Here is a 24,669-nt window from a genome sequence, read left to right as displayed (position 1 = left end):
TTGAGATCTCAGAAGTCGGGAAACAAGCGTTTAGGATTAAAAACGCCGACGGGGTCGAGCTCTTGCTTCAGGCGCAGGCTGATGTTCCTGAGCGCAGGTTGCAGGGGCTGGAAGACTGACAGATCGGCGGGCTTGGAACCGTAGCGATACAAGGTGGCATGCCCACCCAGTTGCGCTACCTTGCGGCGCAAGTCCGGGCCGGAGCTTACCTCGGGCAGCCAGCGCAAGCCGCCACCCCACTCGATCAACGTTGGACCGGCGTTTAACATGGGCGACTGCGGAGGTACCGCCACCCGCCACACAGTGGGGGTTTGAAAAAAAGAGTGGGTCTGGTCCCGAATGCTATCCCAAAAGGCTCGCGCAGCGGAGGCATCCAAATTCTGCCCCCCTAGCTTTTCCGACGCGATTCGCACCGCCGGTTCGCTGCCCGATAACCGGACGTATAAACGTCCCGCCTCTGCTCCTTCGCTCGCGCACCATGCGGTTGCAGAAATGGGTAAAGGTCGGCTTCGCCACTGTGTAAAAAAAGCAAGCGCTTCAGCCTGACCGAGTTCGAAAACTAATGTCTTCTCTTGAAAAGGCTTGGGAGCCACCTTAATGGATACTTCAGTCAGGGCGCCGAAAATTCCCATTGAACCCGTAAGCAATCGGGACACATCGAAGCCCGCCACATTCTTCATGACCTCGCCGCCAAAAGACAAGATACTGCCGGCGGAACTAAGCAGCTTGGCACCCAGCATGAAGTCTCGCGCACTGCCAGCCGCCATGCGCCGCGGCCCAGACAAGCCACTTGCGATACACCCCCCGATGGTCGATTCCGGACCGAAGCGCGGCGGCTCGAATGCCAGCATTTGATTCTGCTCATCAAGCATGGTTTCGATGTCGCTGAGCAAGGTTCCTGCGCGTGCGGTAATGACCAGCTCAGAGGGCTGGTAATTGACAACGCCGCGATATGGCGAGAGGTCAAGAACCGCGATCTCGTGGAGCGATTCGCGGTCACCCGGCTCGCCGTAAAAGGCTTTAGTGCCTCCACCGCGTATGCACAATGGGCGCTCGCCAGCCCTGGCGGTCATCACCTGCTGACAAATATCAGATAGTACAAATTCCATGGCTGATTCTTAAAAGCGAGGCAATTCAGAAAAGCGGACTTCGCCGCCGTGGACGTGCATTTTGCCGTACTCGGCACAACGCGCCAGAAGGGGAATGACCTTCTCGGGATTCAGCAAGCCGTACGGATCGAAACCCTTCTTCAAGGCGCTGAAAAAGTTGAGCTCTTCCCGCGTGAACTGTATGCACATCTGGTTGATTTTCTCTATGCCGACTCCGTGCTCGCCCGTTACGGTGCCACCTACTTCGACGCATAGCTCGAGTATGGCAGCGCCAAATTTTTCAGCTCGCTCGACCTCGTTAGGTTGATTGGAATCGAACATGATCAAAGGGTGCAGATTGCCATCACCCGCGTGAAAAACGTTAGCGCAACGCAAGCCGTATTCGTCTTCCATTTGTTCGATGGCGCCTAGGACGCGTCCTAAATGCCGGCGCGGTATGGTTCCATCCATGCAGTAGTAGTCAGGCGAGACTCGACCCGCTGCGGGAAAGGCGTTTTTGCGGCCGGCCCAGAAAAGCAAACGTTCTGCTTCGGAATGTGAAACCTGTAAACGCGTTGCCCCCGCATGGCGGAACACTTCTTCCATGCGTCTGATTTCGTCGGTAACCTCTTCGGAGGCGCCATCGGACTCGCACAACAGGATCGCAGCGGCATCGAGGTCGTAGCCTGCCTTGACGAACGGTTCGACCATATGCACGGCACGCTTGTCCATCATTTCAAGGCCGGCCGGGATGATGCCGCCCGCAATAATGTTGGTGACCGCCAGGCTGGCTGCCTCGACGCTGGCGAAGCTTGCCATGATGACCTGCGCGCGCGCCGGCTTCGGTATTAAACGCACAGTGACTTCTGTGACGATGCCGAGCATACCCTCGGACCCGATGAACACCGCAAGCAGGTCCAAACCTGGGCTGTCGGGTGCTTCCGAGCCCAGTTCAACCACGTCCCCATCGATAGTGATCATGCGCACACGTAAGACGTTATGGACTGTTAACCCATATTTCAAACAATGCACTCCACCCGAGTTCTCAGCAATATTGCCGCCTATCGAGCAGGCGATCTGACTGGACGGATCTGGAGCGTAATACAGACCATAAGGCTCTGCGGCCTCGGATATTGCGAGGTTACGAACGCCCGGCTCGACGATAGCGGTAGCCGATTCGGGGTCGATCTTCTTAATGCGATTGAGCTTTGCCAGCCCAAGCAAGATTCCCTGCGCATGCGGCATTGCGCCGCCCGACAGTCCTGTGCCGGCGCCGCGTGCGACGATAGGAATGTTGAATGCCTTACAGGCGCGCAATACGGCAATCACCTGCTCTTCGTTCTCGGGCAACACGACCACTGGCGGCAAGCAGCGGTACAAAGACAAGCCGTCGCATTCGTAGGGACGGGTATCTTCGACCTGAGAAAGGATGCAATGCTGCGGAATGTCAGGTGACAATCGCGCCAGCAAACCTGCAAAATCCGGCGCCAAGGTCGGCACCGGACTTATCGTGGGATGGTTCATTGTCTCTCTTTATTATCTTTTTACACCGGCTTGCGGTGCCCCGTTTATTTTATGATTCGGGAATGATTTTTCCCGGATTCAGTATATTGTTCGGGTCAAATGCCCTTTTCAGGCTGGCCATAAGGTCAAGCGCGTCGCGCCCATGCTCGGCCAGCATGAACTCCTTTTTATGCAAGCCTACACCATGTTCGCCTGTGCAGGTGCCGTCCATCTGGATGGCCCGCTCGACGAGTTGACGATTAAGACGTTCCGACTCCTCCCACTCGCTGGGATTGTCAGGATCGAGCAGCATCAGGACATGGAAGTTTCCATCCCCGACGTGGCCCACAATGGTGTACGGAAAGCTTGCAAGATCAAGCTGTGCTGCCGTTTCCGATACGCATTCGGCCAAACGCGAAATGGGGACACATACATCGGTCGTGCTGGCGCGGCTGCCCGGACGGAGCTGCAGACCCGCAAAATAGGCGTTATGTCGAGCGGTCCATAGGCGGCTACGGTCTTCAGCTTGTTCAGCCCATTCAAAATCCAGACCGCCATTGTCATGGGTAATGCCTTGAACGATTTCAGCCTGCTCTTTGACTCCCGCGGGGCTACCGTGGAATTCAAAAAGCAACAATGGCGATTCTTTCAGGCTTAACTTGCTGTAGGCATTCGTCGCTTTTACTGCTGCGGTATCCATGAACTCGACGCGCGCAACCGGGACCCCCATTTGTATGATCTCGATAACGCTTTGCACCGCATCGCGCAATGTTTCAAAATTACAAATGGCGGCCGAAATCGCTTCCGGCTGCGGATACAAGCGGATCGTCACTTCTGTGATGATTCCCAAAGTGCCTTCGCTACCCACGAATACGCGGGTAAGGTCGTAGCCCGCCGCCGACTTTCTAGCGCGGTTCGCCGTTTCAATAATACGGCCCTCGGCCGTGACCACCTTTAACGACATCACGTTTTCGCGCATTGTGCCGTAACGCACAGCATTCGTGCCTGACGCGCGCGTGGCTGCCATGCCGCCCAAGCTCGCATCCGCGCCTGGGTCGATCGGAAAAAACAAGCCGGTATCGCGGATCTCTTCGTTAAGCTGCTTACGCGTAACCCCTGCTTGCACGGTCGCGGTGAAATCCTCGGCATGGACGGACACCATTTTGTTCATACCCGACAGGTCAAGGCTAATGCCCCCGTGTATCGCCAGCAAGTGTCCCTCGAGTGAGGAGCCTGCCCCAAACGGTATCAGCGGGACCTTATGTTCGTTGCAATGCCGCGCAACCCAGGCAACGTCTTCCGTGCTAAGGGCGAACACAACACCGTCCGGTAACATGGGCGGGTACGGGGATTCGTCTCGGCCGTGATGCTCGCACACCGCGTGAGCCGTCGAGAAACGTTCGCCAAACTGTACCTTTAGCGCGTCAAGAAAACCCGCCGGAATTGTACGGCGAAGGTCTTGCGTAAAAACGGGGGCATTCATGCAGAAACTCCTTGTAGCGAGCCGGAATATCGGCATGCTTAATACTACGACTTTTAGGCGGCCGTGCCGATCAGGGCATTTGCTGATTGTGTACGGACCTGACGACGAACTTTCACGGCTTCAGATAGACGCTCGAGCACCTTTACCGAGGAGTCCCAATCGATACAGCCGTCGGTAATGCTCTGCCCATAAACCAAAGGCTGGCCTGGAACCATGTCTTGGCGGCCTCCCACCAGATTGCTCTCGATCATGACACCGAAAATCCGATCGTCGCCGGCTTCCATTTGAGCCGCGACATCGTTAATGACTCCGGGCTGATTTTTATAGTCCTTATTACTGTTCGCGTGGCTTGCATCAACCATCAGGCGCGGTCGCAAAGCTGCCTTGCCTAACGTCTGGCACGCCGCCTCAATGTTGGCGGCGTCGTAATTGGGGGCCTTCCCACCACGCAAAATAAGGTGACAATCGCTGTTGCCCAAGGTGGACACAATGGCCGAGTGACCGCCCTTGGTGACAGAAAGGAAATGGTGCGGCTGGGATGCGGCATTGATGGCGTCGATGGCGATTTTCACATTGCCGTCGGTTCCATTCTTGAAGCCCACCGGACACGACAAGCCAGATGCCAGTTCCCTGTGTACCTGGCTTTCAGTGGTACGAGCTCCAATGGCGCCCCATGACACCAGATCCGCAATGTACTGAGGCGTAATCATGTCAAGAAATTCGCATCCAGCAGGCATGCCCAATTGGTTTACGTCGATCAACAGCTCGCGGGCAATGCGCAGACCCTGATTGATGTTGAAGCTGCCGTCGAGACCGGGATCGTTGATCAAGCCTTTCCAGCCGACGGTGGTGCGTGGTTTTTCGAAGTAAACCCGCATGATGATCTCGAGTTCGCCCTTGAAACGTTCACGTTGCCCTATCAGGCGCTTGGCGTAATCTAGCGCCGCTGAGGGGTTATGAATGGAACACGGCCCTATCACGACGGTCAGGCGATCGTCCGAACCGTGCAAGATATCATGCACCGCGCGCCGGGTCTCATATACCGTTGCCGAAATCTCGGTGGTGCAGGCGAATTCCCGCATCACATGAGCTGGCGGGCTAAGTTCTTTAATTTCCCGGATTCTTAAATCATCAGTATTGTGCGACACAGCTTAACTCCAGAGTAATTGTCAACTTAGCAAGCGGTACAAAAAAAGCCGCCTAGCGTCGCTGGCGGCTTTTTGGGAATTTGTTTCTTGCTACTGCGTACTACGCTTCCCTTCCTCCACCAGCGGCTTAGGAAAAGTAAAAAAATAAAAGGAAGCGAAGGACGTTACGCAAGTCATGGACTAATCCTAGCACGTAGCGGCCCATGTGCCAACAAAAATCTGGGGCCTTGTGTTGCAACCATGCATTTAGCCCTGTGGACTCTAGCTACGCGGTGCCGCCAACCGTGAGGCCATCCATTCGGACCGTTGGCATACCGACCCCGACAGGAACGCTTTGACCCTCTTTACCGCAAGTTCCCACACCTGAATCCAACTGCAAATCGTTGCCGATTAGACTGACTCGATTCATGGCATCGGGGCCGTTGCCGATAAGCGTCGCGCCCTTCACCGGGTAGGTGACCTTGCCGTTTTCTATCATGTAGGCTTCAGAAGTGGAAAACACAAATTTTCCGCTGGTGATATCGACCTGGCCGCCGCCAAAATTTACGGCATAGATGCCCTTTTTGACAGAAGCAATGATTTCCGGCGGTGGCACGTGGCCGGGAAGCATGAAGGTATTAGTCATGCGGGGCATAGGCAAGTGGGCGTATGACTCGCGCCGCCCATTACCCGTAACGGGCATTTTCATCAGACGTGCGTTCATGGAATCTTGCATATAGCCCTTCAAGATGCCGTCTTCGATCAAGACGTTACGCTGCGTAGCGTTGCCTTCGTCGTCGATATTCAGGGACCCGCGCCTGTCGGCGATGGTACCGTCATCAATAACCGTTACGCCCTTCGATGCTACGCGTTCACCGATACGGCCCGAAAAAATACTGGACCCCTTGCGGTTGAAATCGCCTTCAAGCCCATGGCCCACGGCTTCATGTAGCAAAATGCCTGGCCAGCCCGAGCCCAGTACGACCGTCATTTCGCCCGCAGGGGCAGGCCTGGCGTCGAGGTTGGTTAACGCCTCGTGGGTGGCTCGTTGCACGTACGAACGTAAAATATCGTCGGTGAAGTAGGCCAGGCCCGTGCGTCCGCCGCCGCCCCCATGACCCATTTCGCGACGACCATCGCGCTCGGCGATAACTGTCAGCGAAAGGCGCACGAGTGGGCGAACATCAGCTGCCAGACGCCCGTCGCTACCCGCTACCAAAATGACATCGTACTCGGCGCCGAGTCCGGCCATTACCTGAATAATGCGCGGGTCGGCAGCGCGTGCCATCGCTTCGAAACGCTCGAGCAAGGCCACCTTTTCAGGCGCGGAAAGCGTGTTGACCGGATCAATGGCGGCATAAAGGTTGTGCCCCGCGGGAGGGTGCCCGCTTATCACTTTCTGCCGACCCGCTCCTTGTCGTGCAATAGTGCGTACAACGCGGGCGGATGACAGCAAAGCATCGGGCGAAAGCGTGTCTGAGTAAGCAAAGGCGGTTTTTTCGCCACTTATTGCGCGTACACCAACGCCTTGCTCGATCGAGAAGCTCCCCGTTTTGACGATGCCCTCTTCCAGGCTCCAGCCTTCGCTGCGGGTATATTGAAAGTACAGATCGGCGTAGTCGACCTTGTGTGTGAATATTTCGCCTAAGGCGCGCGCCATATCGGATTCGCTCAGACCCCACGGGTCGAGCAGGACCGATTTGGCGGTGGCGAGAGCGTTAATAGCGGGATCAGCAAGTTTCATAAAAAAGTACCGTTACAACGACAATTACATCGTGCGATGTTTAAGGGCGGGCAAGGATTCGCGCACGTCGGACAAACGCTGAAGGTTGACGTCGCCAATGGCGACTCCAGGACCTTCTGCAACGCTGTCAACGACGTCGCCCCATGGATCAATTAGAACAGAATGCCCCCATGTGCGGCGACCATTTTCATGTTTTCCGCCTTGAGCTGAGGCTAGAACATAGCATTGATTCTCAATGGCCCGGGCGCGCAAGAGCACTTCCCAGTGCGCCGAGCCCGTCGTGTAAGTAAAGGCAGCCGGCAGCACAATAAGGTTGACCTCGCCCATGGCGCGGAAAAACTCCGGAAAACGTAAATCGTAGCAAATGGAAAGACCCACCCGACCGCATGGCGCCATAAATGTTTGGGGACCATTTTCGCCTGCTCGTATGGAAACGGATTCATCGTAGGATTCCTGGCCCTTTTTGAATCCGAACAAATGAATTTTGTCATACCGGCCAACCCGATCGCCACTCGGCCCGTATACCAGGGTTGAGTTATAGATGCGGCCAGGGTCCTCGTTATCAAGGGGTAATGTTCCACCGACCAGCCAAATACCGTGGTGTTTAGCCTGGCCAGACAAAAACTCTTGGATGGGGCCGCTACCGGCTTGCTCTTTGATGCCCAGTTTGTCAGCATCGTTTCGCCCCATAAAGCAAAAATACTCGGGAAGCACCACGAGCTCGGCACCGCGTTCTACCGCGCGGGCGATCAAATCCCCAGCGTCCTGTAAATTGGCCTGAAGCTGCGTTGATGAAATTGTTTGAATCGCTGCGACGCGAAAACTTTCCTTGATTGTTGCCATAACCATTAATGAATGCCTAGAAATTGAAGCGATACAGCTAAATATAAATATACAAGGATAATCAATGTGCTTTATATAAACCCAATACGATAAAATAAGTGCCACCTTTTAGTCATCCAGTGGCTTCGGCTGCTATATGAATATCCTGACCTGGAACAGCCATGACGCGAGAATCGTATTCAGCACTCAAACAAAAAATTGAAAAAGAAATACTTAGGTTGCAAAAGCAAGCTCAAGCGTTGCAGATCAAACAACGACGTCCGGTAATAAATTCCATTATTCGTTCCATGCGGGAATACGATATCAGCCCACAGGAAATCAACGAAGCCTATACCGCAAGAACAACCAATTCGAGCCCACGTTCAGGTGACGTCTCTGTGGCGGCACCCAAGCGCCCCGTTGCACCTAAGTATCGCGACCCCAGTAGCGGAGCCACCTGGACAGGAAGGGGTAAAGCCCCGCGTTGGATCGCCGCTGCAGAATCAGAAGGCCGGGATAGAAACGACTTCTTAATTAAAACGTAGACGTAGTAAAGATCAATGATTGCGCGTGTAGTTTATTTCGCGCACCTCTCCGTTATTTCCGGGAAATCCATCGAATACAGCCTGAGCGAGGTAAGGCATGACTTGCGCCAGGCTATCGTATGTACTGACATTCTCGGCACTCGATCTATATACTTCCGTGCCATGATTTTGGTTATCCTTCATAATCACCGTCAGCGTGTTTTTATACACCTCCACGGGTATATTCTGCACTGAGGGCGTTACATACATTCCGCCCCACCAACCTCCATGGCCGCCATAGTACCCACCAAAGGCCGGGCCGAAACCCCAACCGTCATAAAGATACGGATCATCATAGCGCTGAACCCAAGTCTGGCTGACGGGGTTACCGTAACTGATCAACACGTCAAACCGCGCCGGCTCTCCCCCCCGTGCTTCGACGAGTCCTGTCGGGCCGATGGACGCCCGCAACATATCGGCGAATGACTCGAATTCCAAGTTATTGGCTTGATTCGCCGAAGGAACGATACGGTAGGTCTGGCCCTCTACATTCGCGGGCCACTGCTGATAACTCGTCACGCGCGCCGATAAGGTGGAAGCGCAGCCTACGATCAGGAAGAGGCTCGCCAAAACCATTCCGAAACGGAAAAATGCGCTACTTGAACGATTCTCTTGGTGCCACATATGTCCCCCTGCTTCACGCCACGCGGGCCCGTATATCGGTGTTAAGGCCTACCGCAAAATTTTTGTCATTACCGCATAATTAAGACCGTCGGACGAGTCCAAAGGTTGCATCCACTGCACAAAAACCGCGGGATTGCGCAAATACTACAATAGACTCATCATTGGACACGAGCTCTAAGAAATGCCTACCGATACAACCGCTGCCATATCCCGTCACGAATACGAGCCCTACCCCTACCGTTTGCCGGAGGTCGACTTGGAATTCGACCTCGACCCGGCCCAGACAGTGGTGTATTCCCGTCTTTCGTTTGAACGACTCACCGATGAAAACCTGCCGCTTACGCTAAATGGGCAAGATCTGGACCTGGAGTCTGTCGTCCTCGACGGCCAGACCCTGACGCCGCAGCAATTCCAGTTGCACGATGAACTTCTGACCCTTTTTCCGACGACAGCACGTTTCACGCTCGAAATAGTCAGCCGATGCCGCCCGGCCGAGAACTCCAGCCTGATGGGCTTGTACGTATCAGGCGAAAAACTTTTTACCCAGTGCGAGGCTGAAGGGTTTCGGCGGATAACGTGGTTTCCCGATAGGCCCGACGTCATGTCGCGTTATCGCGTGACGCTGCGCGCCGATAAAAAGCGCTATCCCTTGCTACTATCAAATGGCAACCGATTAGGCATCAGCGATCTACCCGATGGTCGCCACGAAGCCGTTTGGGAAGACCCTCACCCCAAGCCAAGCTATCTGTTTGCCCTGGTCGCGGGCGATTTCGCCTGCCGCGAACAAACGATACAGACTAGCAGCGGACGCGAGGCCCTACTGCAAATATACAGCGACAAAGGTTCCGAGAAAAAAACGGAATGGGCCCTTGACTGTCTGGTCCGCTCGGTCGAATGGGACGAGCAGCGCTTTCAACTGGAACTTGATCTGGACCGCTTTATGGTGGTCGCAGCACGCGACTTCAATATGGGCGCCATGGAGAACAAGGGACTGAATATTTTCAATTCCGCCTATGTGCTGGCCGATAAAGACTCTGCCACCGATACAGCCTATCGCGCCATTGAGGCCGTCATCGGCCATGAATACTTCCATAACTGGACTGGCAATCGCGTTACCTGCCGCGACTGGTTCCAGCTATCGTTGAAAGAAGGGCTTACCGTCTTTCGCGATCAGGAGTTCTCTGCCGACATGCTGGCTTTCAACTTGTCCGGACCGGAAGCCGCGAGTGCAAGGGCCGTTAAACGCATTGATGACGTCAGCACCTTGCGTATTTCGCAGTTTCCTGAAGATGCAGGTCCTATGGCCCATCCTATACGGCCTGAAAGTTATCAGGAAATAGGCAACTTTTACACGGCAACGGTTTATGAAAAAGGTGCCGAGGTCATACGCATGCAGCACACCCTTCTTGGCGAGGCGGGATTTCAGGCAGGCGTAGACGAGTATTTCCGCCGCCACGATGGCACTGCCGTGACGTGCGATGATTTTGTCAGCGCGATGGAATCGGTCTACATTCAACAGAATCCTGGCAAGACGCTCGATGTTTTCCGCCGTTGGTATAGCCAGGCCGGTACGCCGAGGGTCAACGTGGAATTAACTTACGATGCCGACAAGAAAATGTGTTCGATCACGCTACGCCAACGTTGCGACCCCGTCGGCATAGAAAAACTGCTATCGCCACCGATCAAGAAGCCGCCGCTGCATATTCCTTTTGCAATAGGTCTGCTGGACCAGCAAGGTAAGGCGCTGCCCATCCAGGTCAATGGTGCAACGGTCGACACCGTATTGCTGGAGCTTCTGGACGAACAGCACACCTGGGAATTTCACAGCATTCCCGAACGACCTGTGCCCTCGCTTCTACGTAATTTTTCGGCTCCCATCATCGTCGAATACGACCGGCCGAACAGCGAACTGACCCTACTGGCGCAACACGACAGCGACCCCTTGGCACGTTGGGAAGCCGTCCAGGAATTGGCAACGCGTCAATTATTGTCACTGGTGGGCGACTTCTCTGCTCAGAGACCGCCCACTCTGACATCGAACCTTATTGATGTCTGGCGCCGCCTGCTAAATGACGCGCAGCTTAGCAATGACTACAAAGCACGGATCCTTACCCCACCGACCGAAAAAGAGCTGTTGGAAAAAACGGCGCCCATGACGCCTCTGGAAGTCGTGCAGGCCAGCAAGTACTTACGCCGTCAACTGGGCAAGGAATTGGCTTCTGAATGGCTTACTACGTATGAAAGCTGCGCCAGCAACGAAAGCGACTACCGACCGGACCCGCTGTCGTCTGGGCGCCGGGCCTTACGTAATCTGTGCCTGCATTACCTTATGGCGGGCGGGCACCCAGAAGCCGAAGCCATGGCGCTGGCCCAATATTACGGCGCACAAAATATGACCGACCGCATGGGCGGACTTTCCGTTTTAGTGCATTTCTCTACGTCAGAGGAATGCTCACAAGCGCTGGATCACTTTTACCAACAGTGGCAACAAGATCCACTTATCATCGATAAGTGGTTCGCCCTGCAGGCTTCAGCGCCGGCGACCACGATTGATACGGTGCGAGCGCTGATGCTGCATCCCGCGTTTTCCTTACGCAATCCCAATCGCGCCCGATCGCTAATTTTCCAGTTCTGCATGAATAACCTTCAAGGCATCCACACACCTGCCGGCTATGATTTTTGGGCGAATCAGGTCATTGCCTTGGACCAGCTCAATCCCGAAATCGCCGCAAGACTGGCACGCACCTTCGACAATTGGTCCCGGTTTGCATCACCGAACCGGGAATCCATGCAAGGCGCCCTTCAACGTATACAGCAACACCCCGATCTATCGCGGAATGTAGCCGAAATCATTTCCAAAGCATTGAACATACAGCAGGAGTACAAATGAAACGTAAGACATTGACCCAGTATCTGGTCGAGCAGCAAAGAAAAAAACAGGCCGTCTCGGCAGAAGTTCGCCTGCTGATTGAAACCGTGGCGCGCGCTTGCAAAGCGATTAGTCACGCGGTCAGTAAAGGCGCGCTTGGGGGGGTCTTGGGCAGCCTCGAAACGGAGAACGTCCAGGGCGAGGTTCAGAAAAAACTTGATGTCCTGTCCAACGAAATCCTGCTGGAAGCCAACGAATGGGGCGGCCACCTCGCGGCCATGGCTTCTGAAGAGATGGAAACGATCCACCTTATACCGAATCGTTATCCGAAGGGCGAATATCTGTTGTTGTTTGATCCTCTCGACGGATCGTCCAATATCGATGTCAACGTATCGATAGGTACCATTTTTTCGGTATTGCAAGCGCCGCACCATGCTTCAGGGCGCGATGTAGACGAAAGCGATTTCCTGCAATCTGGCGCCCGCCAGGTCGCTGCTGGCTATGCGGTATATGGGCCACAAACCATTCTAGTGCTTACCGTAGGAACCGGAGTCGTGGGCTTTACGCTTGACCGCGAAATGGGATCTTGGGTAGTAACCGACGAAGACATCAAGATCCCCGAGCAAACTGCCGAGTTTGCCATCAACATGTCGAACATGCGTCACTGGGAGCCGCCGGTCAAGCGCTATATCGAAGACTGCCTGGCGGGCAAGACGGGACCATTGGCTAAAGACTACAACATGCGGTGGATCGCTTCGATGGTTGCCGACGTGCACCGCATTCTTACGCGTGGAGGCATATTTATGTACCCGCGCGACGAGCGGCCTTCGGGGAAAGCCGGAAAATTGCGGTTGATGTACGAAGCCAATCCCATGAGCTTTATCGTGGAACAAGCCGGCGGGGCCGCAATCGACGGCAATCAGCGAATTCTGGATGTGGAGCCCACCGCCTTGCATCAACGAATCGGCGTGGTAATGGGATCAAAAGAAGAAGTCGAAACGGTAAAACGCTACCATCAGGAAGCACAAGTCCTGCTGTAAAACGACATCGGATTACCCATAACATGGGTAATCCGACGCCAGCATCGGAAATACTAAGGCCAGATGCCTGGCCTTAGGCAGGAATTAGTCGAGCGTAAGTATGGTCGCACCTGTGGTCTTGCGGCCTTGCAGTGCATCTTGGGCTTGGCCGGCGTCTTCTAAGGCGAAACGCTGACCGATAGTGATCTGGATCTTCTTCTTGGCAACCAGACCGAACAGCTCGTCAGAAGCAGCTTTCATTTTGTCCAGGGTGGGTACATGGGTCGCCAGCGTCGGACGGGTCACAAAGAGCGAACCTTTCGCTGCCAGTATGCCCAGATTCACGCCGTCGATGGGCCCCGAAGCATTGCCGAAGCTGACCATCAAACCACGTGGTTCAAGACAGTCGAGCGATGTCAGCCATGTGTCTTTTCCTACGCCGTCGTATACAACTGGCACTTTCTTGCCATTCGTGAGCTCGTTGACGCGTTCTACTACATTTTCCTTAGAGTAATCGATAACTTCCCACGCACCATGTGCTTTGGCCAATGCTGCTTTCTCGGGGCTAGACGCCGTGCCAATAAGTTTTACGCCCAACGCTTTCGCCCACTGGCACGCAATCAAGCCGACACCGCCCGCAGCAGCATGGAACAAAATCGTTTCACCCCCTTGCAAGCGATACGTCTGACGGAACAAGTACTGCACTGTCAGACCTTTTAGCATGATTGCCGCCGCGTCTTCGAATGAGACGCCTTTGGGAATCTTGACGACACGATTCCCCGGGACATTGCGTGCCTCGGCATAAGCGCCCAAAGGACTTTGGCCATAGGCCACCCGGTCACCCACTTTAAGATGCGTGACATCATCCCCTACCGCTTCAACGATACCGGCGGCTTCAAAGCCCAGCCCATGAGGCAAAGGGTGTGTATAAAGCCCTGTTCTGTAGTAGATGTCGATGAAATTCAGGCCTACCGCTTTCTGGCGTATAGTTACCTCGTTTTTTTCGGGCGCCGGCACAGCTACCGAAACGAGTTTCAGTACTTCGGGGCCACCATTTTTCTCGATGCGTATTGCTTTGACCTGGTTTTCCAAAACGGACTCCTTGCTGAAATATTACGTGCGCGACAATAGTGCCTAGTTTAGATCCTTAATGCAATCATTTAGCTGAAAATATGAATCGTCAACGCGCCCTCTTTGCAATTCATAGCGCGGCAATTCTTTTTGGCCTGACCGGCATCTTTGGCGAGCTGATCCAGGCTGATGCCATGGTCATCACCGCAGGGCGCGCGAGCTTCGCCGTCCTCGCGCTATTCGCCTTCATTCGTTATCAAGGTGCATCGTGGACCCAAGGGCTCAGTGTCCGAAGTTTCGGGGTGCTGGCGGGTGCTGGCGGCATGCTGGCGGTGCACTGGATCACCTTCTTCATCGCGGTAAAGATCGCTGGTGTCGCCGTGGCGACACTTGGATTTGCCAGCTTTCCCGCGTTCATCACGGTGTGTGAGTGCCTTTTCTTTAAAGAGAAGATCAGTATTTCAGAATGGCTTATATTGGCTTTGGTAAGCGTGGGTCTAGTACTGGTTACGCCGTCTTTCGATCTTCAGAACGAGGCAACCATAGGGCTTGCATGGGCGATATTATCCGGTTTTGCATTCGCCGTTTTTACGCTAATCAATCGTCGTGCAGCGGCTCGTATACCGGCGCAACAAGTCGCGCTTTGGGAAAACCTGGTCGTCGCTTTTCTTACGCTGCCCTTTACTTTTCCCGCCGTTACTGGGCTCGCTGCTATCGATTGGCTATGGATCGCGTTGCTGGGTGTATTTTGCACCGCCCTGTCTCATTATCTACTGGTCTCCAGCCTGATGACATTAAAGGCTCGCAGCGCGGGTATTGTGATCGCGCTGGAGCCCATCTACGCCATTTTCTTCGCCGCAATACTGTTTTCCCAGTACCCTTCCAACCGAGCACTATTTGGCGGCGTACTGATGATCGGCGCCATCGTGTGGTCGGGTCTGAGAAAATCGGATAAGAAAACCGTTACAGCGGTTAACCCTTCGCAATAAGGTCGGCCACCGCCTTGCCGACTTCCTGCGTGCTGGCGTTTCCGCGCATATCCGGCGTACGAGGACCGTTTTCAAGTACCGTTTCGATGGCCTTGACTACTTCCTTCGCTGCTTCCGGGTAGCCCAGAAAATCGAGCATCATCGCCCCGCTCCAGATCTGGCCGATAGGGTTGGCAATGCCTTTGCCGTAAATGTCGGGCGCCGAACCGTGCACGGGTTCGAACAGCGATGGAAACGTGCGTTCCGGATTAAGGTTGGCCGATGGGGCGATACCGATCGTACCCGTGCAAGCCGGGCCCAAGTCAGACAAAATATCGCCAAAAAGGTTGGACGCAACCACCACGTCGAACCAGTCGGGATGCTGCACGAAATGGGCACAAAGAATATCGATATGGTATTTATCCCAGCGCACATCGGGATACTGCTGCGCCATTTCAGCGACGCGTTCGTCCCACCAAGGCATGGAAATCGATATACCATTCGATTTCGTGGCCGCCGTAAGATGTTTGCCACGCTTTTGTGCAAGCTCAAAGGCAAATTTCAGGACGCGTTCGGCCCCCACGCGCGTAAAAACGCTTTCCTGAATAACGACTTCACGCTGGGTGCCCTCGAACAGCCGCCCGCCGCTATTGGAATATTCGCCTTCGGTATTTTCGCGCACAATGAAAAAGTCGATATCACCAGGCTTGCGGTCCGCCAGCGGCGACTTCACCCCGGGCATCAAGCGAACCGGACGCAAGTTGATGTATTGATCGAATTCACGACGAAATTTGAATAGCGATTCCCACAAGGCGACATGGTCAGGTACCAGATCGGGCCAGCCAATTGCACCGAAGAATATCGCTTCCCGATCGCTAAGGCGCTCTTTCCAATCTTCAGGCATCATGCGGCCATGTTTCGCGTAATAATCGCAACTCCAGTCCAGAACATCCCATTCAAACTGTATGCCATGCCGGCTAGCAACGGCTTCCATGACGCGCAAGCCTTCGGGCATCACTTCTTTACCAATACCATCGCCAGCGATTACCGCGACTTTATGAACTTTCGACACTGTGGTTCTCTCTTTATTTTTAAGTTAAACGATTACTGAGTTAAATAAGTAAAAGATTCGGACATATTTGCTGTTGCGACGCCAAGGCAAAATTATCAGGCGTTAGCGGCGCCCCCGGAGCGACCCCAGCACGCCGCGTATCAATTCGTTCGCGGTACGGCGTGCAACGCTTTTAACGACTGACTGTACGACACCGTCGCGGCGCCCGCCACGCGGACCGGTAGAGCCAAAAAGAAAGTCGCTTACGGTGCCCATAAGACCGCTATTCGCCGCGTCGGCGTTGCCAGCTGAATTACTCTTCGCTTCGCCTGGCTTAGCGGGATCGTTGAGGGTGAGTTCGTCTGCCCGCTTTTTCAAAATTTCGTAAGCCGATTCACGATCGACCATTCTGTCGTACTTCCCGCCCAACAGCGAGGCATTGCGTATCGCCAGCCGCTCGGCATCGGCTGCCGGACCAATACGACTGCCGGGGGCGAACATCCAAACTCGTTCAGTAACGGTGGGACGACCCTTGGGATCAAGCATTGACACCAACGCCTCGCCCACACCCAGTTCGGTTATGGCCGCCTCGATATCGAGAGACGGGTTGGGACGCATAGTTTGAGCCGCTGTCTTTACCGCCTTTTGGTCGCGGGGAGTAAACGCCCGTAACGCGTGTTGTACCCGGTTTCCGAGCTGGCCCAATACGGTATCAGGGATGTCCAGTGGATTTTGTGTGACGAAGTAAATCCCTACCCCTTTGGAACGAACCAGGCGCACAACCTGCTCGATTTTCTCGAGTAAGGCCTTGGGCGCATCGTTGAATAAAAGATGAGCTTCATCGAAGAAGAACACGAACTTCGGTTTTTCAGGATCGCCGACTTCTGGCAGGCCTTCGTACAAGTCTGCCAGCATCCACAATAAGAACACGGCATACAGACGCGGCGACTGCATGAGCTTGTCGGCGGCCAGAATATTGATGATTCCCTGACCTTTTTCGTTGACGCGGATCCAGTCAAAAATATCCAGCATAGGCTCACCGAAAAATTGATCGGCGCCTTGCGATTCGAGCCGCAACAGGCTGCGCTGAATCGCCCCAATCGAGGCAGAAGAAACATTGCCATAGCGAGTACGCAATTCTGTTGCCCGGTCAGCGACGTCTTGCATCATGGCTCGCAGATCTTTAAGGTCCAGTATCAAGTGACCTTCGTCGTCGGCGACTTTGAAGACAAGGCTAAGGACTCCTTCCTGCGTATCGTTAAGTTCCAACATACGAGCCAACAGCAATGGCCCCATGTCGGAAACGGTGGCCCGTACGGGGTGCCCCTGCTCGCCAAAGATGTCCCAGAGGACGACGGGGTTGCCGCCCCACGCCGGCTCGGGCAACCCTAATTTGGCGAGCCGTTCTTGCAGCTTGGGGCTGGCCACGCCCGCTTGTGAAATTCCGCTTAAGTCACCCTTTACGTCTGCCAGGAATACTGGCGTACCCATACGGGAAAACGCTTCCGCTAACACTTGCAAGGTAACGGTCTTTCCCGTTCCGGTAGCCCCCGTAATACAGCCGTGTCGGTTGGCAAGTTGAGGAAGCAGGAGTGCTTCCGCGTGGTCATTTTTTGCAATAACGATAGGCTCGGCCATATGTATTTACCATTCCGGAACAGGGGTAAAGGGAATGCCCAAGTGTAATTCGATGCTCCTTCCTCTGCACGCGGTAAAATCACCTTCTTTACCTTCAATGTAATGACACTTTATGGCCGGTCACAGTAAATGGGCGAATATCCAGCACCGCAAGGGTCGCCAAGATGCCAAACGGGGCAAGCTCTGGACAAAGATCATCCGCGAAATCACCGTCGCGGCACGCGCCGGTGGTGCTGACCCGGATACCAACCCGCGCTTGCGCATGGCATGGGATAAAGGCATGGCAGCCAACATGCCGAAAGAAAACATCCAGCGCGCGATACAGCGCGGTGCAGGCGGAGTCGATGGCACCAACTACGAAGAAATTCGCTATGAAGGCTATGGCATAGGCGGGGCCGCCGTTATTGTCGACTGCATGACCGACAACCGCATACGTACGGTGGCCGAGGTTCGACACGCATTAAGCAAACACGGCGGCAACCTGGGCCAGGAAGGATCGGTCGCGTTTATGTTCCAGCATTGTGGCCAGTTTTTGTTCGCACCTGGCACCTCGGAAGAGCTCGTAATGGAAGCGGCACTTGAAGCCGGGGCAGAAGACGTCCAGACAGATGAAGACGGCGTTATTGAAGTCATATGCTCGCCTGCCGATTATGCGGCGGTCAAGACCGCCTTCGAGCAGGCCTCGCTCGTTCCTGAAGAGCAAGGTATCATCATGAAGGCCTTGAGCGAAACCGAGCTTACCGGTGAAGATGCCATCAAAATGCAAAAAATGCTAGATGTGCTGGAGGGCCTGGACGATGTCCAGGAGGTCTATACCACCGCCGTTCTGAATGAGTCGGAATAGGGACACAGGTCCCCTTCTTCAGCTTTTACTATAACCAATCGCCTAAACAGCATCTTTCTTCTCTTACTATGAAATTACTTGTAATCGGTGGCGGTGGCCGCGAACATGCTTTAGCCTGGGGTCTGGCGAAGTCTGCGCGTGTCGAGACGGTATACGTTGCTCCCGGAAACGGCGGAACAGCGCGCACACCTATGTTGCAAAACGTTCCATTGAGCGATATCGACGAACTTATTGCGTTCGCAAAAAACGAGAAGATCGCCTTCACGGTGGTCGGCCCCGAAGCGCCGTTGGCAGCCGGTATCGTCGATGCTTTCTTGCTGGCTGGACTGAAGATTTTTGGCCCCACACAGGCAGCGGCACAGCTGGAAAGCTCGAAAGACTTTGCCAAGGCGTTTCTGGTACGCCATCAGATTCCTACTGCAGACTACCAAACCTTTACCGATCCGATTCAAGCCAAGGCCTATATCTTGGCCCAAGGGGCTCCGATCGTTGTCAAAGCCGACGGACTGGCAGCGGGCAAAGGCGTCGTCGTGGCAAACACCACCGACGAGGCATGTGAAGCCATAGATCAAATGCTAGGCGACGGATCGCTGGGTGCTGCCGGAGCACGCGTCGTTATCGAGGAATGTCTGGTGGGCGAAGAAGCGAGCTTCATCGTAATGTGTGACGGAAGTAGCATACTGCCATTGGCGACCAGCCAAGACCACAAGCGTCTTAAAGACCATGACGAAGGCCCTAATACGGGTGGTATGGGAGCCTATTCCCCAGCGCCCGTAATCAGTCCGGCACTGCATAACCGGATCATGCGTGAAGTCATTCATCCAACGATCTCCGGCATGGCCAAGGATGGCATACCTTTCACGGGCTTTCTGTATGCGGGGCTTATGATAGGCAGCGGAACCGACACAACGCGCTCGATAAAGGTGCTTGAGTTCAATTGCCGCATGGGCGACCCGGAAACCCAGCCCATCGTGATGCGCATAAAAAGCGACTTGGCGCAGGTATTCGAACTTGCCGTTACGGGCCGGCTAAGCGAAGCCACGATCGACTGGGATCGTCGCACTGCCTTAGGGGTGGTATTGGCTGCCCACAACTACCCCGGTACACCGGGGACCGGCGACACGATCAGCCGCTTGCCTCAGGACACCGACGAATGTATGGTGTTCCATGCAGGGACGACGCTGGATAATGGCGTACTAAAAACAGCGGGTGGCCGGGTGCTCTGCGTTACCGTCTTGGCCGACTCCGTAAAACGTGCACAATCTGCGGCATACGCAGCAATCGCCCAGACCCACTTCGACGGCCAGCAATACCGCACAGATATCGGATGGCGTGCCATACCGGCCGCAGCTAGCTCCACATGACACATCGCCCTGCTTCGGCACGAAACACAAGGAAGCCTTTTCCATGACCGTTCCCATTTCAACCGCCTACGATTATTTTATTGATTTGCAGGCACGTATCGTAGCGGCTCTGGAAAACGTCGATGGCAGCAGTTTCCAATCAGACCGATGGGCCCGTGAAGAAGGCGGTGGAGGCTTGTCGCGCTATCTAGAGGGCGGCGCGGTATTCGAGCGTGCTGGCGTACTGTTCAGCCATGTACAGGGCAAAACATTACCGCCGTCTGCCACCGCACATCGCCGTGAATTAACCGGCCGTTCGTGGGAAGCCATGGGAGTATCTATGGTTCTGCACCCTCGGAATCCTTATGTGCCTACCGTCCACATGAATGTCCGGCTTTTTGTGGCCCGGGCCAATCAAGAAAGCGAAGAAGACGTATTCTGGTTCGGCGGCGGCCTCGACTTGACACCGTTTTATGCCTTCGAAGACGACGTGCGACACTTTCATCAGGTTTGTCACGATGCCGTAGAACCATTTGGCGTCGGTAAATACCACGCTTATAAAGAATGGTGCGATGAGTATTTTTATCTGAAGCATCGTGGTGAAACCCGCGGCGTTGGGGGCCTTTTCTTCGACGACTTGAACGAAAACGGATTCGACCACAGCTTTGCATTGACCCGCTCGGTGGGCGATTCCTTACTGAACGCGTATATGCCTATTGTGGAAAAACGGCAGCAAATGCCCTATACGGAAAAGCAGCGCGACTTCCAAGCCTATCGTCGCGGACGCTACGTCGAGTTCAACCTTGTCTTCGACCGAGGTACCCTGTTTGGCCTTCAGTCGGGCGGACGCACCGAGTCCATCTTGCTTTCGATGCCGCCCATGGCCGCGTGGCGCTATTGCTGGACTCCCGAAGCGGGCACACCCGAGGCGGCATTGTCGGACTACCTGAAACCACGTCAATGGCTATAAGGAAATCAGGATTGCTGGGCGGGAGCTTCGATCCTGTGCATTTGGCCCATATTGCGTTGGCTGAAACAGCCAGACTTACGCTAGACCTTGATAACGTTCAGCTGATTCCGGCTGCCGATCCATGGCAACGAAATCCATTGACTGCCACCGGAGAGCAACGCCTTGCGATGCTCGAAATTGCGACGCAGAACCATCCTCACCTGCATGTTAATCCTATCGAGATCCACCGGGGCGGAACGACCTACACCATCGACACACTTAGGCAGATTTCAGACAGTACCGACCGATACTGGATACTCGGATCCGATCAGCTGCAAAATTTTTGCTCGTGGCATTGTTGGCAGGAGATCGCTGACTTAGTCACATTGGCCGTTGCGAAGCGTCCTGGCACACCACTGATTGCGCCCCAGCCGCTGGCACAACATCTTCGCCAAACGGGGCGCGAACTTGTCGAATTACCCTTCGAGCCCAGCACGATTTCCGCAACCCAGATACGTCGCCGGCTCGCCCGCGGCGATTCCACAGATGGATTGCTGGATGTTGCTGTGGCGCAATATATTCAACGAAATGGGCTCTATCTAGCGCCTGTTGCCTAACGACTCATTGTATAGTTCACCCATGGATATTCAAAAACTGCAACGCCTTGTTATAGACGCCCTTGAAGACGTCAAAGCACAAGACATCAAAATCTTCAACACCACACACATTACCGGCTTGTTCGACCGCGTAATCATTACCTCGGGTTCCTCCAATCGTCAAACGCGCGCGATTGCGTCCAGCGTCGCCGATAGCGCCCGGGAAAGCAAAATACCGATCATCGCCTTCGAAGGCCAGGATACCGGGGAATGGGTGCTTGTCGACCTGGGCGACATCGTTGTTCATTGCATGACACCGGCCATTCGCCAATACTACAATCTTGAAGAGATCTGGGGCGGCAGGCCCGTAAATGTGAAGCTGCTGCCGCAATCGACTCAGCCAAGCATGCCTGAATCGTTCGACTACAACGACGACGAATAACAGCAAACAATGAAACTCGTCGTAGTCGCGGTAGGGGTGCGTATGCCCGACTGGGTGGAAACTGCCTGGCGCGATTATGCACGACGCATGCCTGCCGATTGTGCGATCGAACTTAAAGAGGTCAAGCCGGAGCCCCGTACTTCTGGCAAGACCGCCGCTCAAATGATGCAGGCCGAGGCCCGTCGCATCGAAGCCGCCCTACCGCCCAGTGCCACCCGAATTGCCCTTGATGAACATGGCAAAGATATGGACACTATGGGCCTCGCCCACGAACTCGAAAACTGGCGTGGCAGCGGCCAGGATATCGCTTTCTTGATAGGCGGGCCCGATGGCTTGGATGCCGCCTTGAAACAAAGCTGCAGCGGAAGGGTGCGCCTTTCTTCGCTTACCCTGCCTCACCCTATGGTGCGAGTGATTTTGGCCGAGCAACTCTATCGGGCCTGGGCTATCATGACCGGTCACCCATACCACCGCGCCTGAGTTTCCGGGCTGAGTGCTCAAACTTATGGAGCCACCGCAGTCATGATTAAACGCCGCAGTAAAATCGTAGCAACCTTAGGTCCAGCCAGTTCCAGTCCCGACATAGTCGAACAATTGATCCGTGCCGGCATGGACGTCGCCCGCCTGAACTTTTCGCATGGCGAACCGGAAGATCACCGCAAGCGCGTTGAACTGGTTCGATCCCTATCGGCAAAGCTGGGCACGCATGTGGCCATCATGGGCGACCTTCAGGGCCCAAAGATCCGCATCGCCCGGTTCACTAACACCAAAATAAACCTTAAAGCCGGTGACCCTTTCACCCTATCGAACTCGCACCCTTCGGATCAAGGTAACGAAACTATCGTCGGCATTGATTACCCGAGCCTGGTGCGCGATTGCCATGTAGGCGACGAATTATTACTGGATGACGGCCGTGTTGTATTACTGGTCCAAAACGTGGAAGAACACGCCGTGCACTGCGTTGTCACGGTGGGCGGCCCGCTGTCCAATAACAAGGGTATAAACCGGCGCGGCGGCGGAATTTCAGCACCCAGCCTTACAGATAAGGACCGGGAGGACATCAAGCTCGCTGCCGAGCTTGAAATGGATTATGTTGCGGTATCTTTCCCGCGCTACGGCAGCGATATCGAGGAAGCGCGCAGGCTGGTTGAAGCCGCGGGAAGCAAGGCCTGGATCATCGCGAAGATTGAGCGAGCCGAAGCGGTAGCCGATGACGCCGCTTTAGACGCAATTATCTTGGTCAGCGATGGCGTCATGGTTGCGCGCGGCGATCTTGGGGTAGAAGTCGGTGATGCCCGTCTGGTCGGTATACAGAAACGGATAATCCAACATGCTCGCACGCATAATAAGCTGGTCATCACCGCAACGCAGATGATGGAATCCATGATCAACAGCCCATTGCCGACCAGGGCTGAAGTGTCCGATGTCGCCAACGCGGTTCTGGACTATACCGATGCGGTCATGCTGTCTGCCGAAAGCGCCTCGGGACACTACCCTGTCGAGGCGGTGGCGGCCATGGCCCGCGTGTGCCTTGGAGCCGAACAAGAGCCTGTAACCACGCGCTCGCAACATCGCCTTGGTGAGACCTTCAGGCGCTGTGACGAGACCATCGCCCTGTCTACCATGTATGCGGCTAATCATTTCCCGGGCGTCAAAGCTATTATCGCCCTGACTGAAAGTGGTCATACGCCACTGATCATGTCCCGAATTCGATCCGGCGTGCCTATCTATTGCTACACGCGCCACCCTGGAACGCTACGTCGCGCGGCCATGTTTCGCGGTGTGTACCCCGTAGCGTTTGATACAACCGGTGGTGATGGGTTGTCCGTCAGTGAAGCAGCCATAGCGATTCTCAAAGAGCAGTCGCTTTTGCAGGAAGGCGACTGGATTATCCTGACTCAGGGCGACTTCAACTATAGTGGCGCGACGAACGGCATGAAAATATTGAAGGTAAGCTAGCAGGCTTGCCTCTTCCAATATAGCCATCTAGCCTTCCTAGCCGCGCGCCAAGTTTATTGATGACATTTCCCGTTATTTATCTGGCTTCCGCCAGCCCACGTCGGCATGAAATTCTTCTCCAGATGGGGGTCGAGCACGAGATTCTTCACGTGCCGTCTCCTGAAGGAGAAGACGAACCGCAACTGCTCAATGAAACGCCCCAGGACTATGTCCTGCGTACGGCGAAAGAAAAGGCCATTCGTGCAAGGCATTGGCTGACCAGTCAAAATGAAGCAGGCTTGCTAAATTCGGCAGATGCTCAGCGCCCGCTTTTGTCAGCCGATACCACGGTGATACTGGATCAAGATATCCTGGGTAAACCAGCGGATCTTGACGATGCACGTGCCATGCTCGCTCGTTTATCCAGCCGTAGCCATGCTGTTCACACGGCCGTCGTGCTCGCACACAAAGATTTTCTTATTGAAGATGTATCGATCACGGAAGTCCGTTTTAAAACTCTGACGGACGAAGAGATCGACGACTATTGCGCGACGGGGGAACCCTTCGGTAAGGCAGGGTCTTACGGAATACAAGGCAAGGCAGCCGTGTTCATTGAGCACATATCGGGAAGCTATACCGGCGTCATGGGATTGCCCGTGTTTGAAACCTGGCGGCTCCTCCAAACCGCGCTGGACACGACTACATCCACCACGTATCTCGCAAGCCATCAGCCTTCTTAAGCCGCCACATTAAAGCACGACACTGCCAGCGCAGTGCGCCCAGTCGTTCAGTCGTTCAGTCGTTCAGTCGTTCAGTGCGAACAAGTGTCTCTCTAAAAATCTTTGAAGTAAGCGTTCGGGCAACCCGTCTCGATGGATCGATGGAGTTAACACTGTTAACTCAACAAGAGGGTTTCCAGTTATGCGGCAGCAGTTCGCTGATCCGGCTGGCCGGTTGTGTGGGCAG

Annotated in this window: 22 protein-coding genes; 12 read left to right on the top strand and 10 right to left on the bottom strand. The window is 54.7% G+C overall.

Annotation, left to right across the window (positions count from 1 at the left end; all coding sequences use genetic code 11):
• Window positions 1-8: 8 nt before the first annotated feature.
• From glcE to EKL30_RS14600, 6 genes are all read right to left on the bottom strand, one after another.
• Window positions 9-1,109, bottom strand: coding sequence for a glycolate oxidase subunit GlcE (gene glcE / locus EKL30_RS14625; protein WP_126707991.1), 1,101 nt, complete (start codon window positions 1,107-1,109; stop codon window positions 9-11).
• Between the two features lie 9 nt (window positions 1,110-1,118).
• Window positions 1,119-2,612 carry an FAD-linked oxidase C-terminal domain-containing protein gene (locus EKL30_RS14620; RefSeq protein WP_126707990.1) on the bottom strand — a complete coding sequence of 498 codons (1,494 nt, stop codon included), beginning with the start codon at window positions 2,610-2,612 and terminating at the stop codon, window positions 1,119-1,121.
• Between the two features lie 49 nt (window positions 2,613-2,661).
• The gene (locus EKL30_RS14615) at window positions 2,662-4,074 is read right to left on the bottom strand and encodes an FAD-binding oxidoreductase (protein ID WP_126707989.1); all 1,413 of its coding nucleotides are present in this window, start codon (window positions 4,072-4,074) and stop codon (window positions 2,662-2,664) included.
• A gap of 53 nt (window positions 4,075-4,127) precedes the next feature.
• A complete protein-coding gene (gene aroG / locus EKL30_RS14610) occupies window positions 4,128-5,222 on the bottom strand; it encodes a 3-deoxy-7-phosphoheptulonate synthase AroG (protein WP_126707988.1) in 1,095 nt (364 codons plus the stop codon).
• 265 nt (window positions 5,223-5,487) lie between these two features.
• Complete coding sequence (gene tldD / locus EKL30_RS14605; RefSeq protein WP_126707987.1) at window positions 5,488-6,945, bottom strand: metalloprotease TldD; 1,458 nt, start codon at window positions 6,943-6,945, stop codon at window positions 5,488-5,490.
• 24 nt (window positions 6,946-6,969) lie between these two features.
• Entirely contained in the window at window positions 6,970-7,794 is an 825-nt protein-coding gene (locus EKL30_RS14600) for a carbon-nitrogen hydrolase family protein (RefSeq protein WP_126707986.1), read from the bottom strand.
• 155 nt (window positions 7,795-7,949) lie between these two features.
• On the opposite strand from EKL30_RS14600, the gene EKL30_RS14595 reads away from it, so the two are divergent.
• Window positions 7,950-8,312 carry an H-NS family nucleoid-associated regulatory protein gene (locus EKL30_RS14595; RefSeq protein WP_126707985.1) on the top strand — a complete coding sequence of 121 codons (363 nt, stop codon included), beginning with the start codon at window positions 7,950-7,952 and terminating at the stop codon, window positions 8,310-8,312.
• A 12-nt stretch (window positions 8,313-8,324) separates the two neighbouring features.
• Here the strand turns inward: EKL30_RS14595 and EKL30_RS14590 are convergent, their stop codons facing one another.
• Window positions 8,325-8,975 carry a DUF4136 domain-containing protein gene (locus EKL30_RS14590; RefSeq protein ID WP_126707984.1) on the bottom strand — a complete coding sequence of 217 codons (651 nt, stop codon included), beginning with the start codon at window positions 8,973-8,975 and terminating at the stop codon, window positions 8,325-8,327.
• Between the two features lie 181 nt (window positions 8,976-9,156).
• On the opposite strand from EKL30_RS14590, the gene pepN reads away from it, so the two are divergent.
• Window positions 9,157-11,865 (top strand): aminopeptidase N, encoded by a 2,709-nt coding sequence (gene pepN / locus EKL30_RS14585; RefSeq protein WP_126707983.1) that lies wholly within the window; start codon window positions 9,157-9,159, stop codon window positions 11,863-11,865.
• The gene (locus EKL30_RS14580; RefSeq protein WP_126707982.1) at window positions 11,862-12,884 is read left to right on the top strand and encodes a class 1 fructose-bisphosphatase; all 1,023 of its coding nucleotides are present in this window, start codon (window positions 11,862-11,864) and stop codon (window positions 12,882-12,884) included. The genes pepN and EKL30_RS14580 overlap by 4 nt, the downstream gene beginning before the upstream one ends.
• A gap of 84 nt (window positions 12,885-12,968) precedes the next feature.
• Here the strand turns inward: EKL30_RS14580 and EKL30_RS14575 are convergent, their stop codons facing one another.
• Window positions 12,969-13,955, bottom strand: coding sequence for a quinone oxidoreductase (locus tag EKL30_RS14575; RefSeq protein WP_126707981.1), 987 nt, complete (start codon window positions 13,953-13,955; stop codon window positions 12,969-12,971).
• A gap of 80 nt (window positions 13,956-14,035) precedes the next feature.
• On the opposite strand from EKL30_RS14575, the gene EKL30_RS14570 reads away from it, so the two are divergent.
• On the top strand, window positions 14,036-14,923 hold the full coding sequence (locus EKL30_RS14570) for a DMT family transporter (RefSeq protein ID WP_126707980.1): 888 nt from the start codon (window positions 14,036-14,038) through the stop codon (window positions 14,921-14,923).
• On the opposite strand, the gene EKL30_RS14565 is transcribed toward EKL30_RS14570, so the two are convergent.
• Together EKL30_RS14565 and EKL30_RS14560 are read right to left on the bottom strand one after the other, a co-directional pair.
• Window positions 14,907-15,974 carry a tartrate dehydrogenase gene (locus tag EKL30_RS14565; RefSeq protein ID WP_126707979.1) on the bottom strand — a complete coding sequence of 356 codons (1,068 nt, stop codon included), beginning with the start codon at window positions 15,972-15,974 and terminating at the stop codon, window positions 14,907-14,909. The two genes, EKL30_RS14570 and EKL30_RS14565, sit on opposite strands and share 17 nt — an antisense overlap.
• 102 nt (window positions 15,975-16,076) lie before the next feature.
• Window positions 16,077-17,591 carry a helicase HerA-like C-terminal domain-containing protein gene (locus EKL30_RS14560; RefSeq protein ID WP_126707978.1) on the bottom strand — a complete coding sequence of 505 codons (1,515 nt, stop codon included), beginning with the start codon at window positions 17,589-17,591 and terminating at the stop codon, window positions 16,077-16,079.
• A gap of 112 nt (window positions 17,592-17,703) precedes the next feature.
• Between EKL30_RS14560 and EKL30_RS14555 the strand changes: the two genes are divergently transcribed.
• The 8 genes from EKL30_RS14555 (at window position 17,704) to EKL30_RS14520 (ending at window position 24,443) form a co-directional block, all read left to right on the top strand.
• Entirely contained in the window at window positions 17,704-18,435 is a 732-nt protein-coding gene (locus tag EKL30_RS14555) for a YebC/PmpR family DNA-binding transcriptional regulator (protein WP_126707977.1), read from the top strand.
• A gap of 68 nt (window positions 18,436-18,503) precedes the next feature.
• Complete coding sequence (gene purD / locus EKL30_RS14550; RefSeq protein ID WP_126707976.1) at window positions 18,504-19,799, top strand: phosphoribosylamine--glycine ligase; 1,296 nt, start codon at window positions 18,504-18,506, stop codon at window positions 19,797-19,799.
• Between the two features lie 43 nt (window positions 19,800-19,842).
• Complete coding sequence (hemF, locus tag EKL30_RS14545) at window positions 19,843-20,748, top strand: oxygen-dependent coproporphyrinogen oxidase (RefSeq protein WP_126707975.1); 906 nt, start codon at window positions 19,843-19,845, stop codon at window positions 20,746-20,748.
• Window positions 20,739-21,344 carry a nicotinate (nicotinamide) nucleotide adenylyltransferase gene (gene nadD, locus EKL30_RS14540; protein WP_199748583.1) on the top strand — a complete coding sequence of 202 codons (606 nt, stop codon included), beginning with the start codon at window positions 20,739-20,741 and terminating at the stop codon, window positions 21,342-21,344. The genes hemF and nadD overlap by 10 nt, the downstream gene beginning before the upstream one ends.
• Before the next feature lie 22 nt (window positions 21,345-21,366).
• Window positions 21,367-21,765, top strand: a complete 399-nt coding sequence (gene rsfS / locus EKL30_RS14535; RefSeq protein ID WP_126707974.1) for a ribosome silencing factor — start codon at window positions 21,367-21,369, stop codon at window positions 21,763-21,765.
• 9 nt (window positions 21,766-21,774) lie between these two features.
• Window positions 21,775-22,245, top strand: a complete 471-nt coding sequence (gene rlmH / locus EKL30_RS14530; RefSeq protein WP_126707973.1) for a 23S rRNA (pseudouridine(1915)-N(3))-methyltransferase RlmH — start codon at window positions 21,775-21,777, stop codon at window positions 22,243-22,245.
• 42 nt (window positions 22,246-22,287) lie between these two features.
• Window positions 22,288-23,724 (top strand): pyruvate kinase, encoded by a 1,437-nt coding sequence (gene pyk / locus EKL30_RS14525; protein ID WP_126707972.1) that lies wholly within the window; start codon window positions 22,288-22,290, stop codon window positions 23,722-23,724.
• 59 nt (window positions 23,725-23,783) lie between these two features.
• Window positions 23,784-24,443, top strand: a complete 660-nt coding sequence (locus tag EKL30_RS14520; protein WP_126707971.1) for a nucleoside triphosphate pyrophosphatase — start codon at window positions 23,784-23,786, stop codon at window positions 24,441-24,443.
• Window positions 24,444-24,669 lie beyond the last annotated feature (226 nt).

Source organism: Candidimonas sp. SYP-B2681 (assembly GCF_003971065.1).
In the GTDB taxonomy this organism is placed as follows: domain Bacteria; phylum Pseudomonadota; class Gammaproteobacteria; order Burkholderiales; family Burkholderiaceae_B; genus Pollutimonas.
Note: the sequence above shows the minus strand (reverse complement) of the source record. Positions and strands in the feature narration are given on the sequence as shown.

What these genes read in the sequence shown, in the direction of transcription:
- EKL30_RS14615 (WP_126707989.1), bottom strand. Translation starts at nt 4,074, where the DNA reads ATGAATGCCCCCGTTTTTACGCAAGACCTTCGCCGTACAATTCCGGCG.
- nadD (WP_199748583.1), top strand. Translation starts at nt 20,739, where the DNA reads ATGGCTATAAGGAAATCAGGATTGCTGGGCGGGAGCTTCGATCCTGTG.
- hemF (WP_126707975.1), top strand. Translation starts at nt 19,843, where the DNA reads ATGACCGTTCCCATTTCAACCGCCTACGATTATTTTATTGATTTGCAG.
- tldD (WP_126707987.1), bottom strand. Translation starts at nt 6,945, where the DNA reads ATGAAACTTGCTGATCCCGCTATTAACGCTCTCGCCACCGCCAAATCG.
- EKL30_RS14555 (WP_126707977.1), top strand. Translation starts at nt 17,704, where the DNA reads ATGGCCGGTCACAGTAAATGGGCGAATATCCAGCACCGCAAGGGTCGC.
- pepN (WP_126707983.1), top strand. Translation starts at nt 9,157, where the DNA reads ATGCCTACCGATACAACCGCTGCCATATCCCGTCACGAATACGAGCCC.
- EKL30_RS14560 (WP_126707978.1), bottom strand. Translation starts at nt 17,591, where the DNA reads ATGGCCGAGCCTATCGTTATTGCAAAAAATGACCACGCGGAAGCACTC.
- EKL30_RS14570 (WP_126707980.1), top strand. Translation starts at nt 14,036, where the DNA reads ATGAATCGTCAACGCGCCCTCTTTGCAATTCATAGCGCGGCAATTCTT.
- EKL30_RS14580 (WP_126707982.1), top strand. Translation starts at nt 11,862, where the DNA reads ATGAAACGTAAGACATTGACCCAGTATCTGGTCGAGCAGCAAAGAAAA.
- EKL30_RS14520 (WP_126707971.1), top strand. Translation starts at nt 23,784, where the DNA reads ATGACATTTCCCGTTATTTATCTGGCTTCCGCCAGCCCACGTCGGCAT.
- EKL30_RS14595 (WP_126707985.1), top strand. Translation starts at nt 7,950, where the DNA reads ATGACGCGAGAATCGTATTCAGCACTCAAACAAAAAATTGAAAAAGAA.
- EKL30_RS14600 (WP_126707986.1), bottom strand. Translation starts at nt 7,794, where the DNA reads ATGGTTATGGCAACAATCAAGGAAAGTTTTCGCGTCGCAGCGATTCAA.
- EKL30_RS14590 (WP_126707984.1), bottom strand. Translation starts at nt 8,975, where the DNA reads ATGTGGCACCAAGAGAATCGTTCAAGTAGCGCATTTTTCCGTTTCGGA.
- purD (WP_126707976.1), top strand. Translation starts at nt 18,504, where the DNA reads ATGAAATTACTTGTAATCGGTGGCGGTGGCCGCGAACATGCTTTAGCC.
- EKL30_RS14620 (WP_126707990.1), bottom strand. Translation starts at nt 2,612, where the DNA reads ATGAACCATCCCACGATAAGTCCGGTGCCGACCTTGGCGCCGGATTTT.
- glcE (WP_126707991.1), bottom strand. Translation starts at nt 1,109, where the DNA reads ATGGAATTTGTACTATCTGATATTTGTCAGCAGGTGATGACCGCCAGG.
- pyk (WP_126707972.1), top strand. Translation starts at nt 22,288, where the DNA reads ATGATTAAACGCCGCAGTAAAATCGTAGCAACCTTAGGTCCAGCCAGT.
- rlmH (WP_126707973.1), top strand. Translation starts at nt 21,775, where the DNA reads ATGAAACTCGTCGTAGTCGCGGTAGGGGTGCGTATGCCCGACTGGGTG.
- rsfS (WP_126707974.1), top strand. Translation starts at nt 21,367, where the DNA reads ATGGATATTCAAAAACTGCAACGCCTTGTTATAGACGCCCTTGAAGAC.